This window comes from Micromonospora sediminicola, from assembly GCF_900089585.1.
Lineage (GTDB): Bacteria > Actinomycetota > Actinomycetes > Mycobacteriales > Micromonosporaceae > Micromonospora > Micromonospora sediminicola.
Genome location: NZ_FLRH01000004.1, coordinates 1,137,265 through 1,153,311 on the forward strand (window position 1 = coordinate 1,137,265; position 16,047 = coordinate 1,153,311).

General features: G+C 73.7%; 11 protein-coding genes. 5 read left to right on the forward strand and 6 right to left on the reverse strand.

The genetic code is table 11. The features are described from left to right. Nucleotides 1-56 precede the first annotated feature (56 nt). From GA0070622_RS26790 to GA0070622_RS26805, 4 genes are all read right to left on the reverse strand, one after another. Nucleotides 57-2,504 carry a glycoside hydrolase family 2 protein gene (locus GA0070622_RS26790; RefSeq protein ID WP_091580600.1) on the reverse strand — a complete coding sequence of 816 codons (2,448 nt, stop codon included), beginning with the start codon at nt 2,502-2,504 and terminating at the stop codon, nt 57-59. Further along, nucleotides 2,501-3,343 (reverse strand): carbohydrate ABC transporter permease, encoded by an 843-nt coding sequence (locus GA0070622_RS26795; protein ID WP_172968022.1) that lies wholly within the window; start codon nt 3,341-3,343, stop codon nt 2,501-2,503. The genes GA0070622_RS26790 and GA0070622_RS26795 overlap by 4 nt, the downstream gene beginning before the upstream one ends. Nucleotides 3,344-3,384: 41 nt before the next feature. Then, the gene (locus GA0070622_RS26800) at nt 3,385-4,398 is read right to left on the reverse strand and encodes a carbohydrate ABC transporter permease (RefSeq protein WP_091580606.1); all 1,014 of its coding nucleotides are present in this window, start codon (nt 4,396-4,398) and stop codon (nt 3,385-3,387) included. A gap of 81 nt (nt 4,399-4,479) precedes the next feature. After that, complete coding sequence (locus tag GA0070622_RS26805) at nt 4,480-5,763, reverse strand: ABC transporter substrate-binding protein (protein ID WP_091580613.1); 1,284 nt, start codon at nt 5,761-5,763, stop codon at nt 4,480-4,482. A gap of 383 nt (nt 5,764-6,146) precedes the next feature. Here GA0070622_RS26805 and GA0070622_RS26810 point away from each other — a divergent pair, with 383 nt between their 5' ends. Next, nucleotides 6,147-7,166: a LacI family DNA-binding transcriptional regulator gene (locus GA0070622_RS26810; protein WP_091580620.1), complete on the forward strand. Its 1,020-nt coding sequence runs from the start codon at nt 6,147-6,149 to the stop codon at nt 7,164-7,166. A 28-nt stretch (nt 7,167-7,194) separates the two neighbouring features. Here GA0070622_RS26810 and GA0070622_RS26815 read toward each other — a convergent pair whose 3' ends face one another. Next, nucleotides 7,195-9,573: a putative bifunctional diguanylate cyclase/phosphodiesterase gene (locus GA0070622_RS26815; RefSeq protein WP_245666840.1), complete on the reverse strand. Its 2,379-nt coding sequence runs from the start codon at nt 9,571-9,573 to the stop codon at nt 7,195-7,197. Between the two features lie 303 nt (nt 9,574-9,876). On the opposite strand from GA0070622_RS26815, the gene GA0070622_RS26820 reads away from it, so the two are divergent. Then, nucleotides 9,877-10,260 (forward strand): PH domain-containing protein, encoded by a 384-nt coding sequence (locus GA0070622_RS26820; RefSeq protein WP_091580628.1) that lies wholly within the window; start codon nt 9,877-9,879, stop codon nt 10,258-10,260. Here GA0070622_RS26820 and GA0070622_RS26825 read toward each other — a convergent pair. Beyond that, entirely contained in the window at nt 10,254-11,180 is a 927-nt protein-coding gene (locus GA0070622_RS26825; protein ID WP_091580632.1) for a 2-hydroxyacid dehydrogenase, read from the reverse strand. The two genes, GA0070622_RS26820 and GA0070622_RS26825, sit on opposite strands and share 7 nt — an antisense overlap. Nucleotides 11,181-11,322: 142 nt before the next feature. Between GA0070622_RS26825 and GA0070622_RS26830 the strand changes: the two genes are divergently transcribed. The 3 genes from GA0070622_RS26830 to GA0070622_RS26840 all read left to right on the forward strand — a co-directional run bounded on the left by GA0070622_RS26830 (nt 11,323) and on the right by GA0070622_RS26840 (nt 16,044). Next, the gene (locus GA0070622_RS26830) at nt 11,323-13,128 is read left to right on the forward strand and encodes a SpoIIE family protein phosphatase (protein WP_091584047.1); all 1,806 of its coding nucleotides are present in this window, start codon (nt 11,323-11,325) and stop codon (nt 13,126-13,128) included. Nucleotides 13,129-13,194: 66 nt separating this feature from the next. Then, complete coding sequence (locus GA0070622_RS26835) at nt 13,195-14,370, forward strand: PQQ-dependent sugar dehydrogenase (protein WP_091580636.1); 1,176 nt, start codon at nt 13,195-13,197, stop codon at nt 14,368-14,370. A gap of 54 nt (nt 14,371-14,424) precedes the next feature. Beyond that, entirely contained in the window at nt 14,425-16,044 is a 1,620-nt protein-coding gene (locus GA0070622_RS26840) for a metallophosphoesterase family protein (RefSeq protein ID WP_091580640.1), read from the forward strand. Nucleotides 16,045-16,047: the final 3 nt, after the last annotated feature.

The window sequence follows — 16,047 nt, forward strand, 5'->3', positions numbered from 1 at the left end:
TGAAGACTTTAGCACTTGCAGAAATCTTCAAGTCGACGGAGATGGGGGTGACCGCCTCAGAGCAGGTCGTTGACGCAGCGCAGCACCGGGCGGCGGGTGAGCGCGTCGGCGTCCAGCGGCGCGTCCGCCCGCACCGTGAAGACCGCCGACTCCCCCGGCAGCAGCGTCACCAGCGCCTGGTCGACCTGCGCGGACGGGTCCAGCCGGTCGGGGAACAGCGTCAGGTCGCGCAGCACCGTCCGGGCGGTCACCCGGACCCGCCGGCCGCCGTCCGCCGGCTCGACCGTCGCGTCCCAGTCCGCCGCCGGCCACTCGACGTCGCGGTCCTCGGCGAAGAACCACAGCGCCCGCTCCGCGGTGTCACCGGCCTCCGCGACCAGCAGCTCGCGGCGCGCCTCGTCCGGCCGCGCCAGCTCCGCCGGCAGCGGCAGCACCACCGAGGAGTACGCCGGGACGTCGAGGTCGACCGAGGTCTTCGCCCTCGGCTCCCCGGCCAGCGTGAGCCGGGTGATAGTGGCCGGCGCGGTCCACGCCCGCCCGGTCTCGTTCACCGCCACCAGCGCCAGCCCACCGTCGCGCGGCTGCACGGTGAGCAGCCGGTCGGCGTAGGCGCGGCGCAGCGCGTACCACAGGGGTTTGCGGCGGCCGTCGCCGTCGACGGCGGCCCAGGACGTGACCGGCCAGCAGTCGTTGAGCTGCCACACGATCGTGCCGGTGCAGACCGGCCGGTGCGACCGGAAGTGCTCGACGCCGAGTTGGATGGCGCGGGCCTGGTTGAGCTGGGTGAGGTAGTGCCAGTCGTCGAAGTCGGCGGGCGGCGGCAGGTGGGCGTCCAGCCCGCGCTGGAGCTTGCGGTCCCCGTCGGCCGCCTTCTGGTGGTGGGCCATGCCCGGTGAGTCGTGCGCCAGCGGCTCGTCCGAGATGGACCGGCGCAGCGTCGCGAACGCGGGCGGGGCCTGGTAGCCGAACTCGGCCACGAAGCGCGGCACGTACTCGCGGTACTTGGTGTAGTCGTCGTCGTTCCAGACGTCCCAGATGTGCATCGTGCCGTGCGCCGGGTCGTTGGGGTGGATGTCGTCGCTGCCGGACCAGGGGCTGCCCGGCCAGTACGGGACGGTCGGGTCCAGCTCGCCGACGATCGTGGGCAACAGCTCCAGGTAGTAGCCGCGTCCCCAGGTGCGCCCGGCGAGCGGCTCCTGCCAGTCCCAGTCGTGCCAGCCCCAGATGTTCTCGTTGTTGCCGGTCCAGAGCACCAGCGACGGGTGGCCGGCGAGCCGGGTCACCTGTTCCCGCGCCTCCGCCTCGACCTCGGTGCGGAACGGCTCCTCCTCCGGGTACGCCGCGCAGGCGAACAGGAAGTCCTGCTGCACCAGCAGCCCCGCCTCGTCGGCCAGTTCGTAGAAGTCGTCCGACTCGTAGCGGCCGCCGCCCCAGATCCGCAGCAGGTTGACGTTGGCCCCGAGGGCCTGGTCGAACCGCTGCGCCAGCCGGGCCCGGGTGACCCGGTTGGGGAATGCGTCGTCGGGGATCCAGTTGACCCCCTTGACGAAGATCGGGACGTCGTTGACGTGCAGCGTGAACGGGGTGCCGTGCGCGTCGGGTGTGGTGTCCAGGCGCACCGAGCGGAAGCCGATCCGGCGCGACACGGTGTCCAGGTCCCGGCCGTCGGCCGCGCGCAGGGTCACGTCGAGGTCGTGCAGCGGCTGCTCGCCGTACCCGGCGGGCCACCACAGCGCGGGGTCGTCGACGGTGAGGGTGAGCACGGCGGCCCGCTCCCCCGCCGGCACCGTCACCTCGGCGGCGACGGCGGCGACCGTGGCGTGCACGGTCAGCGGCTCGTCGCGGGCCCGTTCCACCTCGACGTGCAGCTCCACCCGGCCGACGCCACCGTCGACCGTGACCAGCGGCCGGACGGTCGCCAGCCGGGCGGTGGACCAGGCGTGCAGGGCGATCCGCCGCCAGATGCCGGCGGTGACCACCGTCGGTCCCCAGTCCCAGCCGAAGTTGCAGGCGGTCTTGCGGATGAACTGGAACGGCTCCGGGTACGCGTTCGGCCGGTCGCCGAGCCGGTCCCGGTGAGCCTCGGCGTAGCGGTACGGCGAGTCGAAGCGTACGGCGAGGGTGTTGTCGCCGGCACGCAGCAGCGACCGGACGTCGAAGCGGTAGGAGCGGTGCTGGTTCTCGGTGTGCCCGACCTCGACGCCGTTGAGCGTGACCGTCGCGACCGTGTCCAGGCCGGCGCAGGCCAGGTCGACCCGGTCGTCGCCGCCCGGCTCGTGGTGGAACGTGGTCTGGTAGACCCAGTCGGTGCGCCCGATCCAGGTGAGCCGGTTCTCGTTGTCGTCGAGGTACGGGTCGGGGATGAGCCCGGCCGCGAGCAGGTCGGTGTGCACGCAGCCGGGCACGGTCGCCGGCACCTCGACCCCGGCGATCTCCGACGGCACCTGCGGGCCGGGCAGGGCCCGCAGCGTCCAGCCCTCGTGCAGCAGCGTGGGACGGCTCACGACTTCACCGCGCCTTCCATGATTCCGCGGACGATCTGGCGTCCACCGATGAACAGCATGAGCAGCAGGGGGATGGTCGCGATGAACGCGCCGGCCAGCACCCGCCGGTAGATCACGTAGTTGCCGCTGGCCAGGTCGGAGACCGCGACCATCGAGGTGGGGAAGTCGGTGCCGCTGAGCGTGATCAGCGGCCACTGGAAGTCGTTCCAGGTGGCGACGAACGTGAGCAGGCCGAGAACCGCCAGGGCCGGACGGATCGCGGGCAGCACGATGGTGCCGTACACCCGCATGGTCGTGGCGCCGTCGACCCGGGCCGACTCGACCAGCTCGTCCGGGACGGTGTTGACGATGAACTGCCGCATGTAGAACACGCCGAACGCGGTGACCAGGCCGGGCGCGATGACCGCGAGCAGGGTCCCGTTCCAGCCGAGCTTGCCCATCACGATGTAGAGCGCGACGATGCCGAGCTGGTTCGGCACGGTCAGCGTGAGCACCACGAAGAGCATCAGCGCGTTGCTGCCCTTGAACCGCAGCTTGGCGAAGGCGAACCCGGCGAGCGAGCAGAAGAACAGCACCGAGGCGGTCACCACGGTCGAGACGATGACGCTGTTGACCAGCGAGGCGGCGAAGTAGACGTCCTGGAGGGAGAAGACCTCGTCGACGTTGGTCAGGAACCGGTCACCGGGGACGATCGCCGGGGGGAGCTTGGCCAGCGCCTCGTCGTTGCTGGTGGCGATGACGAACATCCAGTAGAGCGGGAACGCGGCGAACAGCATGCTGACCGCGAGGAGCAGGTAGGTCCAGAGCCCGGCCGGGGTGTCCTGCGGCGCCCGGGCCATGGCGCGCCGCTTGCGGCGGACCGGCGGGGAGGCGACGGCACTCATTTGCGCCCTCCGGAGAGTCGGTTCGTCAGCAGGTAGTTGACCCCGGCGACGACCAGGATGATCAGGAACAGGGCCCAGGACATGGCCGCGGCGTAGCCGAGGTTGAGGTCCTTCCAGCCGACCTTGTAGATGAGCTGGGCGATGGTCTGCCACTCACCGTTCGGCCCGCCGGTGGCGGCCTGGGCGTTCGGGTCGAAGAGCATCGGCTCGGTGAAGAGCTGGAGGCCGCCGATGGTGGACAGGATCACGGTGAACAGGACCACCGGCTGGATCATCGGCACGGTGATCCGCCAGAGCTGCTTCCACTGGCCGGCGCCGTCGATCGCGGCGGCCTCGTAGACGTCGCGCGGGATGGACTGCATGGCGGCCAGGTAGAGCAGCGCGTTGTAGCCGATCCACTTCCAGTTGACCATGGTGGCGATGGCGATCCAGGCGTGCAGCTTGTCGGCCCGCCAGTCGATCGGGTCGTCGGCGCCGCCGATGCCCAGCAGGCCGAGGACCCAGTTGGCCATGCCGAAGTCGCGGGAGAAGAAGACGCTGAACACCATGGTCGAGGCGACGATCGGTGTCACGTACGGCAGCAGCACGCCGACCCGCCACCAGGTCTGCGCCCGCAGCTGCCGGTTGAGCAGCGAGGCGACCAGCAGGGCGAGCAGCAGCTGCGGCACGGTGGAGAGCAGGAAGATGCCGAAGGTGTTGTAGAGGGCGTTCCAGAAGTCCTCGTCGGCGACGAGCCGGCTGAAGTTCTCGACGCCCGCCCAGTAGGGCAGCGTCGGGTCGTCGAGCCGGTAGTTGCGCAGCGAGACCACCGCGTTGAACAGCAGCGGGAACAGCCCGAACACGATGAAGAGCAGGAAGAACGGCGCGATCATCAGGTACGGCATGTAGCGCATGTCGAAGAGGTACAGCCGGTTGCGCCAGGTCAGCCGCCGGTCGTCGGCCCCGGGACGGCCGCGCTCCGGCGCGGGTCGGCGGCTCGGCGGCGCGGGCGCGGCACGGGTGCTGGACATCGGATCACTCCAGAGCCGAGGAGGGTGGACGGGTACGGCGGTGCCGGAGCGGTCGGGTTCCGCTCCGGCACCGGTGGTGCGTCAGGACTTGGCGGCCTTGTCGGCCTCCTTGACCGCCTCGTTCCAGGCGGCGTCCGGCTTCAGCGACTTGTTCTCCACCCGGCGGATGACGTTCTCCACCGCGACCCGGGTCGGGCCGTTCTTCTTGCCCAGGTACTGCGGGGTGAGGCCCTGCGCCATCTTCGGGAAGATCTGGCCGACCGGGGCGTTGTTGAAGAACGGGTTCTTGAAGTCGGCGATCGCCGGGTCGGCGTAGAGCGCCGGCTGCGACGGCAGGTTGCCGACCTTCTTGAAGATCTCGATCTGCTGCTCCGGCGCGACCAACCACTCCAGCAGCTTGTACGCCTCGTCGACGTGCTTGCCCTGCTTGGGGATGGTCAGGAACGAGCCGCCCCAGTTGCCGCCGCCGCCGGGCACCGCCGCGATGTCCCACTTGCCCTGGGTGCCGGGCGCGGTGTCCTTGATGTGGCCGAGCATCCACGCCGGGCAGGCGAGCACCGCGAACGCGCCGCTGGTGAAGCCCTTGTCCCAGTCGGCCTGGAAGCTGACCAGGTTGGCCGAGAGCCCGGAGTCGACGGCCTTGACCGTGTAGTCGAACGCGACCTTCGGGCCCTGCTCCATCTGGAGCTGCTCCTGGTCGTTGTAGAAGCCGACCTGCTGCTGGCCGAGGATCGGGTTGAACAGGTTGGTGCCGGCGTCGATGAACTTCTTCCTGGTCTTGCCGGTGTACTGCTGGCCGACCTCCAGGAACTTGTCCCAGGTGGGCCAGAGCGCGGAGACCTGGTCGCGTTCGGTGGGCAGGCCGGCGGCCTTGAACAGGTCGGTGCGGTAGCACATGGCCAGGCCGCCGACGTCGGTGCCGAGGCCGATCTGCGTCTTGCCGTCGGCGGACAGCGACTGCTTCCACTTCCAGGGCAGGTACTTGCTCTCGTAGGAGCCGGCGCCCTTGTCCAGCAGGTTGACGAACTTGTCGGACTGGCTGCGGAACTGGACCATGAAGCCCTCGTCGATCGCCGCGATGTCGGGCGCGCCGTTGCCGGCGACGAGCTTCTTCTGCAGGTCCTCGTGCTGGGCGTTGTACTCGCCCGAGTTGAGCTGGATCTTCACGTTCGGGTGCTCGGCCTCGTACTTGGTCTTGAGGTCCTGCAGGCCGAAGTCGCCCCAGAAATTGATCTTCAACGTGACCTGACCGTCGGCCGCGTCCGCGCCGCCGGTGGTGCTCCTGCCGCTGCAGGCGGCGACCATGACCAGGCTGACGGCACCGACGGCGGCCGTGCGCGCCCAGTGCGTCCAGGACCGTTTCATGTCATCCTCCGCGCCGAATGGGAACGCTCCCGAGATCGAGAGACGTTGACTGAACCGGATAAGTGAGGCCACCGTACGGTTCACCTCCGGCACTGTCAACGGCCGGTTAACAGCGAGGCCGTCCCGTAACCTTCGGAGCCGTTTGGGAGCGCGACCATGCGTGGTGGAGCGCTTTCCGGAGCAGTTTCGTGAGCGCAGGGGTGGCGGACAGGGGTGGGGGTGGCCGTACACTGAACCGCACAAGTGACGAACTGTGCGGTTCAGTCGTCGAGGTCCGCCGCGCCGACCGGCCGGCGGGCCCGGTGCAGTAGCGTCACTTCCCGCCGGCCACCCCGGCGGTCGACAGCGCCCGCGAGGGCCGGACACAGTGGAGGAACGCTGCGGTGAAGCGGCCGACCATCGCCGACGTCGCCCGACGGGCCGGTGTCTCCAAGGGCGCGGTGTCGTACGCGCTCAACGGGCAGCCCGGCGTCTCCGAGGCGACCCGCCAGCGCATCCTGGCGATCGCGGCCGAGATCGGGTTCAGCCCGAGCAGCGCCGCCCGGGCGCTCTCCGGCGCCACCGCCAAGGCGGTCGGGCTGGCGCTGTGCCGGCCCGCCCGGATACTCGGCATCGAGCCGTTCTTCATGGAGCTGATCAGCGGCGTCGAGGCCGAGCTGTCCGCCCGCTCGTACGCGCTGACCCTTCAGGTGGTGACCGACCAGGAGGCGGAGATCGCGGTCTACCGCCGCTGGTGGGCCGAGCGTCGGGTGGACGGCGTCTTCGTCTGCGACCTGCGCACCGACGACCGTCGGGTGCCGGCGCTGGAGGAGCTGCAACTGCCCGCGGTGGTGATCGGCGGCCCGGGGCACACCGGCAGCCTGGCCAGCGTCTGGTCGGACGACGCGGCGGCCCTGGTCGAGACCGTGGAGTACCTGGTCGCGCTCGGCCACCGGCGGATCGCCCGGGTCGGCGGCCTCCCGTCGCTGCTGCACACCGAGATCCGCACCGACGCGTTCACCGACGTGTGCCGGCGGCTCGGGCTGGACGAGGCGAGCACGGTCTGGTCCGACTACACCGGCGAGGAGGGAGCGCGGGCCACCCGACGCCTGCTCAGCTCCGCCAACCGCCCGACGGCGGTGATCTACGACAACGACGTGATGGCGATCGCCGGGCTCTCGGTGGCGCAGGAGATGGGGCTCGCCGTCCCCGGCGACCTGTCCATCGTCGCGTGGGACGACTCCCCGCTCTGCCAGCTGGTGCACCCGCCGCTGACCGCGCTGGGCCGGGACATCCCGGCGTACGGGTCGCACGCCGCCCGGCAGCTCCTCGCGGTGATCGCCGGGGAGCCGGTGAGCGGACTCCAGGACGAGACCGCCCACCTCACCCCGCGCGGCAGCACCGCGCCGCCGCGCGCCCGCTGAACCGGTTCAGCTGTCGACCCACTGGTGCTCACCGGGACGCCGAGGGAAACTCCTCGAACCACGCCTCGACCCGCTCCGCGGTCGCCGGCCGGGCCAGCGCGAAGCCCTGCCCGTAGCGGCAGCCGGCCCGGCGCGCGCCGGCCACCTGACCGTCCGACTCCAGCCCCTCCACCACCACCTCCACGCCGAGCCGGTCGCCGAGGTTGGCCACCACGTCGATCAGCGGGCGCTGCCCGTCCGCGCCGGGCGCGACCAGGTGCGGTCCGACCTTGAGCAGGTCGATCGGCAGCCGGCGCAGCTGGGCCAGCGAGGCGTGCTCGGCGCGGAAGTCGTCCAGCGCGGTGCGCACCCCGAGCGACCGGAGACCGGCCAGCCGGGCCACCACCGTCGACAGCTCCGCGCCCACCGCCGGCTCCGCCACCTCCACCACCAGCCGTTCCGGCGGCACGTCGTACGCGGCCAGCGCGGTCGCGACGCGGGCCACGAAGTCCGGCGCGGCCAGCTCACGCGGGGTCACGTTCACCGCCATCCACAGCTCCCGGCCCCCCTCCGACCAGGCGGCCAGCTGCCGGCAGGCCCGGTCCACCACCCACCGTCCGACCTCGCCGAGCAGGTCGAGGTCGGCCGCCACCGGCAGCAGCTCCGCCGGCAGCACGGTGCCCAACGCCGGGCTGCGCCAGCGCAGCAGCGCCTCGGTGCCCACCGGCGTCCGGTCGGCCAGCGCCACCACCGGCTGGTAGACCAGGTCCAGCTCGCCCCGGGCCACCGCGCCGGGCAGCTCCCGCTCCAGGTCGAGCCGGCGGACCAACTGCTCCTCCAGGTAGGCGTCGTACCACTCGACCCGGTCCCGACCCATCTGCACCGCCCGCCGCCGGGCCAGGCCGGCCTGACGGAACACGTCCTCCGGCTCGCCGCCGGTGGTCTCGGCCAATCCCAGGCTCACCGCCAGTCGGACCACACCCCCGGCCCGGGGATACGGCTCCACGAGCGCCGCCAGCAGCCGGGTGCCCAGCGCGTACGCGAGCACCGGGCCGAGATCGGTGAGGACGGCGTACTCGGTGTCGCCGACGCGGGCGACCAGGTCGTGCGGGCCGCAGCCGGTCCGGAGCCGCCGACGCGCCTCGGCCAGCACCATCGCGTCCGGCGCCGTCGCGTGCTCACCGTGCAGGTCCACCACGAGCAGCGCGCCGCCACTGCGCCGGGGCAGCACCCGGACCAGGTCGGCCCGGGTCAACGGCGCGGCGTCGGCGGCGTCGGGCTCCCCGCCGACGAGCCGGCGCAGCGACGCCTCGCTGGCCGCGAGCCGCTCGACCCGACGGCGGTGGTCGGCGGCGGCGAGCAGCTCGCCCACCATGATCGGTGGGATGACCGCCAGCCCGAGCGCCATGGCGGCGGGCGTGAACTCCCCCGCCGTGCCGAGGTGCACGCCGGCGGCCAGGGCCGCCACGCCGGCCGGCGCGGTGAGCCGGGGCCACGCGGCCGGCGCCACGCCGGGGTGCGGTCGCTCCCCCGCCGACGTACGCCGGGCGCCGGCCGCGGTCAGCAGCGCGCCGGCGAGCAGCGGCGGCCCGACGGCCGACATCGCCCGGTCCGGGGCGTCGTACGCCAACAGCACCACCAGCAGCGACAGCCCGGCCAGCGTGAGACCGGCACCGGCGTGGCAGCGCGCGGCGCCGGGCCGGCGACGCCGCTCGGCCATCGCCGCCACCGCGAGCACGGCCAGCGCCACCGCTCCGCCGACGCTGGCGACCCGTGCGGCCACCGGCACCGGACCGACCGGCAGCACCATCCAGCCGGCGAAGACCAGGCTGACGGCGAGGGCGAGCATGTCGACGCCACGGCGCAGCCGCTCCCGCCCCGGCAGCCGGGACCGGCCGGGCAGCCGCAGCAACGCGGCGGCGTGCAGCGGCGCGGTGAGACCGAGACCGACCAGCGCCACCGGCAGCCGGTGCGCCGGATCGCTGAGCGGCAGCACCGCCACGGTGAGCCCGGCGACCAGGACGGCGGCGTCGAGGATCACGGCCACCCGGCGGGACAGCGCCACCCGGCGTGCCTGCCGCCCGGTCGGCTCGGACCGTCCTCGATCGACGGTCCCGGCCCGGCCCGGCCCCGGCGCGGGGCGCCTCGTCCCCGGAGCCGGACTCGGGACCGCGTGGCCCCGTGCCGCCGGCGCGGGCGGGCGCGGAGCCGGGGCGGCGCCCGGGGACGGGGCCGGCGGGACGCCGGCCAGCCAGGCGAGCCGCACGCAGGCGAGGGCGGAGCCCCCGGCGACGGCGAGCGCCACGGCGGCGGGACCGGGCACGAGCCCGGCGGCGCCCGCCAGGAGGAAGAGCGCGCCGCCGAGCGACGCGGCGAGGTCGGGCAGGGGCGGGAGCCGGCGGGGACCGGCGGGAGGGGTGACGGGCACGGCGGTCGCCTTCGTGAGGGGGCACGGGGCGTTGCGGTTGCGGTGCGACGTGCGGGGTAGGAGCGCGGGCGGGGCCGCATCGGCGGGGACCGCTGCGGCCATGCCTAAGAACGATCCCGGACGCGACCGGTGACGCGACAGTGACGTCCGTCACAGCGGCGACGGGGAATCCGCAGAGACCTTGGTACGGAAGCGCCCTCGGAGGGGCGTTCCCGTACCAGGATCCCGTAACGGCGAGGGCTCGATCGGGCGGCCGTGACGCCCGATCGGGAGGGTGGGCCGGCCGGATGGGATCATCGGGGGGTGAGCCGCGCCGACACCGTCCGTTTCCGCCACAACCAGGCCATCCTGGCCGCCGCGATCGTCGCCTTCATCGGCGCGCTGCCGCTGGCCGGTGCCCGCTGGTGGCTGCTCTGGGTGCTGCTCGTGCCGCTCGCGGTCGGCGTCTGGGCGTGGCGCTCCGGCACCGACGCGGACGCCCGGGAGCTGCGGCTGCGCGCGCTCCTCGGGCAGCGCCGGGTGCCCTGGGCCCGGGTGGCGGAGCTGGCCGGTGACCCCCGGGGGCGGGCGGTCGCCCGGCTCGACGACGGGCAGGTGCTGGTGCTGCCCGCGGTCCGCGCCACCGACCTGCCCCGGCTGATCACCGCGACCGGGCAGGAGATGCCCGACGACGCACCGGGTCAGTAGCCGTCGACCACCCGGTTCGCCAGTTCCTCCCCACCCGCGAAGCGCCGCAACTGCTCCCCCACCAGCCGGTAGGCCCGCGGCAGCAGGCCGCGCACCGAACCGGCCACGTGCGGGGTGAGCAGCACGTTGGGCAGCTCCCACAGGGGATGGTCGGCGGGCAACGGCTCCGGGTCGGTGACGTCCAGCGCGGCCCGCAGGCGCCCCGACGACAGCTCGGCGACCAGCGCCGAGGTGCGGGCGACCGGACCGCGCGCGGCGTTCACCAGCAGCGCGCCGTCCGGCATCGCGGCGAGGAAGCGCTCGTCGACCAGGCCCTGGGTCCGGTCGGTCAGCGGGACCAGCAGCACCACCACGTCCGCCTCGGGCAGCAGGGTGGGCAGCTCGGCCACCCCGTGCACGCCGTCGGCCGGGCGGGGCGTACGGGCGACCAGCGTGAAGGTCACCTCGAACGGGGCGAGTCGGGCGCGCACCGCCGCGCCGATCGAGCCGGCGCCGACGATCAGCACCCGCTTGCCGGCCAGCTCGTCGGTCGGGGCCACCTCGTCGTACGCCCACTCCCGCCGCGCCTGGGCGCGGGCCAGCGGCGCGAACCCGCGCAGGGCGGCCAGGATCGCGGTGACCACCCACTCGGCGGTGGCCGAGTCGTGCACGCCGCGGGCGTCGCAGAGCGTCACCCCCGCCGGCACCCGGCCCACCCACGCGTCCGCGCCGGCGGAGAGGAGTTGCACCACCTCGACGTCGGGCAGCTCGGTCAGGAGCGCGCCGGCGTCCGGGCCGGACAGGAAGGGCGGCACCCAGAACCGCACGCCGGCCGGAGCGGACGGAAGCCGGGACGGGTCCTCCAGCACCTCCACGGTGACGCCGGGCGGGATCTCGCCGAGCAGGCGGCGGCCGTCGGGGTGCGGAATCCATGCCTTCACGACCGCCGACCATATCCGTCCGCGCCGGTCGGCGCGGCGCGGGCCGTGACGAACACCCCGCCGGGGGTCGGACACACGTGCGACAGGGTTTAATCGAGGGCGGGACGCCGGCCGGTGCCCGGGGTAAGGGGAGCGGGTGACGATGAGCGAGGACGGCCCCGGACGGACGGCCGCGCCGATTCCGGCGCTGACCGACCCCGACCGGCTGCGTTCCCTCGACGAGACCCGCCTCGACTCCGTGCCGGACGAGGCGTTCGACCGATTCGCCCGACTGGTCGGTGACCTGCTCGACGTCCCGGTCGCGCTGGTCTCCCTGGTCGACGCCGAGCGCCAGTTCTTCCCGGGCGCGACCGGGCTGCCCGAGCCCTGGGCGGCCCGCCGGGAGACCCCGCTCAGCCACTCGTTCTGCCAGCACGTCGTCGACATCGAAGTGCCGATGGTGCTGCCCGACGCCCGCCTCTACCCCCGGGTGCGGCTGAACCTCGCCATCGAGGACCTGGGCGTGGTGGCGTACGCGGGCATGCCGCTGACCGACCTGGACGGGCGGGTGCTCGGCTCGCTCTGCGCGATCGACAGCAAGCCCCGGGCGTGGACCAAGGAGCAGTTGCGGACGCTCGGCGACCTGGCCGCCGCCTGCTCCTCGGAGCTGCGGCTGCGGATCGCCGTCCGCAGCGCCGACGAGGCCCGCCGCCGCGCCGAGGAGGCACACGACCGGCTCGCCATGCTGGCCGGGATGAGCGAGATGCTCGGCGGCACCCTCGACGTGTCCACCGCCGTCGACCGGCTCGCGCACGCCATGGTGCCGCTGCTCGGCGACTGGTGTCTGATCACCCTGGTCGACCCGGCCGGGCGCCCGCGCACCGTCTCCGGGGTGCACCGCGACCCGGAGCGTGACGCCGACCTGGCCCGCTTCACCGCGCTGCTGACCACCGGGCTCGGCCCGGAGTCGCTGATCCGGTCGGTGCTGCGCAGCGGCCGGCCGGTGATGCGCGGCGTCGCCGGCCTCGACGACGTGGCGCGCGGCACCACCCGCCCGGAGCTGGTGACGCTGGCCGATCGGCTCGGCATCAGCTCCCACCTGACCGTGCCGATCACCGCGGCCGGTGACCGGGTGATCGGCGCGGTCACGCTCGTCAACCGTCCCGGTCGGCGCGGCTTCGACGCGAGCGACCTGCGCACCGCCCAGGACATCGGCGTACGGGCCGGCCAGGCCGTCGGCAACAGCCGGCTCTACGGCGAGCAGCGGCACGTCGCCGAGGTGCTCCAGCACAGCATGCTGCCCGCGCTGCCGGCGGTGCCGGGGATCGAGCTGGCCGCCCGCTACCTGCCGGCCGCCGACCGGGTCGAGGTCGGCGGCGACTGGTACGACGCGTTCGTCCAGCCCGACGGCGAGCTGGTGGCCGCGATCGGCGACGTCGCCGGGCACGACATCGAGGCGGCGGCCTCCATGGGCCAGCTGCGCAACCTGGTCCGGGGCAACGCGTACGGGCGGGACGACCCGGTGGAGGAGCTGGTGGCCAACCTCGACCGGGCCATCGGCGGGCTGCGGGTGCCCACGGTCGCCACCGCGGTGCTGGCCCGGGTCCGCCCGCACGGCGACGGGCTGCGGGTCTGCTGGTGCAACGCCGGCCACCCGCCACCACTGCTGATCCGCGCCGACGGCGCGGTGTCGGTGGCCGAGGGACGGGGTCCGCTGCTCGGTCTGGCCCGTCCGCCCCGGCGCACCGGGCGGGCTCTCACCCTCGCGCCGGGCGACACCCTGCTGCTGCACACCGACGGGCTGATCGAGCGCCGCGACCAGCCGATCGACGAGGGGCAGGCGGAACTGCTGGCCCACCTCGCCGCGGCCGGGTCCGGGGTGCCGCTCAATCTCCTCTGCGACCGGCTGCTCGCCGCCGCGCACCGTCGCGAGGACGACGTCGCCCTGCTCGCGCTGCGGGCCGGCTGACCGGCCACCGTCGCGTCCGCGCTCGACACGCCGGGTTCCCCGCCCCGCCCGGCTAGTCTGGTCCGGGTGAGCCCGCGTCTGACGTACCCCCGCATCCGCCGCCTCCGGACGGCGCTGGCGGCCTCGTGCGCGGCGTTGCTGCTGGGCACCGCCGGCTGTGCCCTCGGCGAGCCCGAGCCGGACCCGGCCGGCGAGCCGCCCAACCTGCCGACGCCGTCGGCCACGGCCAGTCCCGGTGGGGCCGGGCAGCAGGTGGTGGCCACGGTGCTGGCCAAGGGGCTGGAGGTGCCGTGGGCCATCGCGTTCCTGCCCGACGGCGCGGCCCTGGTCACCGAACGGGACAGCGGGCGGATCCTCCAGGTCGGGCCGGAGTCCGGGCCGGACGGGCTCACCGTGCGGCCGGTGCAGACCGTGCCGGGCGTGGCCTCCGGTGGCGAGGGCGGCCTGCTCGGCATCGCCGTCTCCCCCGGCTACGCGCGGGACCGCACCGTCTTCGTCTACTACACCGCGCAGGACGACAACCGGATCGCGAAGCTGCGGCTCGGCCAGCCGCCGACCCCGATCCTCACCGGCATCCCCAAGGCCGGCAACCACGACGGCGGCGGGTTGGGCTTCGGCCCGGACGGCTACCTCTACGCGAGCACCGGCGACGCGGGGCGCACCGAGAACGCGCAGGACCCGAAGAGCCTCGGCGGCAAGATCCTGCGGATCACCCCGGACGGCAAGCCGGCCCCCGGCAACCCGACCGCCGGATCCCCGGTCTGGTCGACCGGGCACCGCAACGTGCAGGGCTTCGCCTGGACGCCGAACAAGCGGATGTACGCGGTGGAGTTCGGCCAGAACACCTGGGACGAGATCAACCAGATCAACCAGGGCGGCAACTACGGCTGGCCGCAGGTCGAGGGGCGTGGCGACGACAAGCGCTACGTGAATCCGATCGTGCAGTGGCGCACCGCCGACGCGTCCTGCTCCGGGCTGGCCGCGGTCGAGCGGCTGCTGGTCACCGCCTGCCTGCGCGGCCAACGGCTGTGGCTGGTCGAGCTGGCCGGCAACGGCACCGTGCTGGGCCAGCCGCGTGAGCTGCTCACCGGGAAGTACGGCCGGCTGCGGGCCGCCGCCGTGGCGCCGGACGGCTCGATCTGGGTGAGCACCTCCAACCGGGACGGCCGGGGCAGGCCCGCCGCGGAGGACGACCGGATCCTGCGCCTGGTCTTCGCCGACGGCGGGGCCGGGCGGAGCTGACCGGCTTCGGCCGGGTTCACCAAGATCGCCACAGGGGCAGGTCAGAATCTCAGCATGGACGACCACGAGAACGAACAGCACCGCGCCGGGGACACGACGCCCCCGGAGACCGGGCCTGCCCGCCGCTGGACGGCGTGGCGACCCGGCCACCGGCTGCGCCGGGTGGGCGTGGTGCTCGCGCTGCTCGCGGTCACCCTCGGCGGCATCGTGGTGGGCACGTACGCGGGCGGCCACGTCGGCACCGACATCGGCCCGTTCCGCGCCGAGCTGAAGCTCAGCCCGTCGCTGACCGGCGGCACCACCGTCGACATCCCGCCGCTGGGCGCGTTGCTGCTGGACAGTCACGACGGGCCGGCCTACCTGACCGTCGAGGTGGGCGCGCTGGACCAGGGCCGCACCGAGGCGCTGATCGACGACCCGGCCAGCATCAGCCGGGCCAGCCAGTCGGCGGTGGAGGACGTCCGCGCCGGCGTGATGCGACTCGGGCTGAAGACGCTCGCCTCGGCGGTGCTGGCCACCCTGCTCCTGGCCGCGCTCGTGTTCCGGGACGTCCGGCGTACCGCCTGGGCCGGCGGCCTGGCGCTGGTGGTCACCGCCGGCAGCCTCGGCCTCGGCGCCGCCACCCTGCGGCCGCAGGCGATCGAGGAGCCCCGGTACGAGGGCCTGCTGGTCAACGCGCCCGCGATCGTCGGTGACGCACGGCGGATCGCCAACGACTACACCAAGTACGCGGAGCAGTTGCAGCGGCTGGTCGGCAACGTCAGCAAGCTCTACACCACGGTCTCCGCGCTGCCGGTGGTGCAGCCGTCCCCGGGCACCACCCGGGTGCTGCACGTGTCGGACATGCACCTGAACCCGACCGGCTGGCAGCTGATCCGCACCGTGGTCGAGCAGTTCGGCATCGACGTCGTGATCGACACCGGCGACATCACCGACTGGGGCAGCGAGCCGGAGGCCTCCTTCGTCGGCTCGATCGGCCTGCTGAAAAAGCCGTACGTGTTCATCCGCGGCAACCACGACTCGCCCCGCACGGCCGCGGCCGTGGCCCAGCAGCCGAACGCGATCGTGCTGAACAACTCCGTCACGACGGTCGGCGGGCTGACCATCGCCGGGATCGGCGACCCCCGGTTCACCCCGGACAAGGAGACCTCACCGGCCGGCAGCGGCCTCACCTCGGCCGTCGCCGACCAGGTGATCGGCGCCGGTGAGCAGCTCGCGACCACGGTCGGGAAGTCGCCACGCAAGGTGGACGTCGCGCTGGTGCACGACCCGGCCTCGGCCGGGCCGCTCTCCGGCCTCGCGCCGTTGGTGCTGTCCGGGCACACCCACTCCCGGCAGGTGTCGAAGCTGCCGCAGGCGCCGGGCAAGCAGCCCACCACGCTGATGGTGGAGGGCTCGACCGGCGGGGCCGGGCTGCGCGGGCTGGAGGGCGAGAAGCCCACCCCGCTGACCATGACGGTGCTCTACTTCGACCAGCAGAAGCTGCTCCAGGCCTACGACGAGATCACCGTCGGCGGCACCGGCCAGTCCCAGGTCAACCTGGAGCGACACGTCATCCGGGACCCGGCCAAGGGCGACCAGGTGCCGGTCACCCCGACCCCCACCCGCGGCCCGTCGGAGTCACCGTCGCCCTCGTCGAGCGCCACCTCCCCGAGCCCGACCACCACCGGCTGACCG

What these genes read in the sequence shown, in the direction of transcription:
- GA0070622_RS26795 (WP_172968022.1), bottom strand. Translation starts at nt 3,343, where the DNA reads ATGGCCCGGGCGCCGCAGGACACCCCGGCCGGGCTCTGGACCTACCTG.
- GA0070622_RS26800 (WP_091580606.1), bottom strand. Translation starts at nt 4,398, where the DNA reads ATGTCCAGCACCCGTGCCGCGCCCGCGCCGCCGAGCCGCCGACCCGCG.
- GA0070622_RS26805 (WP_091580613.1), bottom strand. Translation starts at nt 5,763, where the DNA reads ATGAAACGGTCCTGGACGCACTGGGCGCGCACGGCCGCCGTCGGTGCC.
- GA0070622_RS26830 (WP_091584047.1), top strand. Translation starts at nt 11,323, where the DNA reads ATGAGCGAGGACGGCCCCGGACGGACGGCCGCGCCGATTCCGGCGCTG.
- GA0070622_RS26840 (WP_091580640.1), top strand. Translation starts at nt 14,425, where the DNA reads ATGGACGACCACGAGAACGAACAGCACCGCGCCGGGGACACGACGCCC.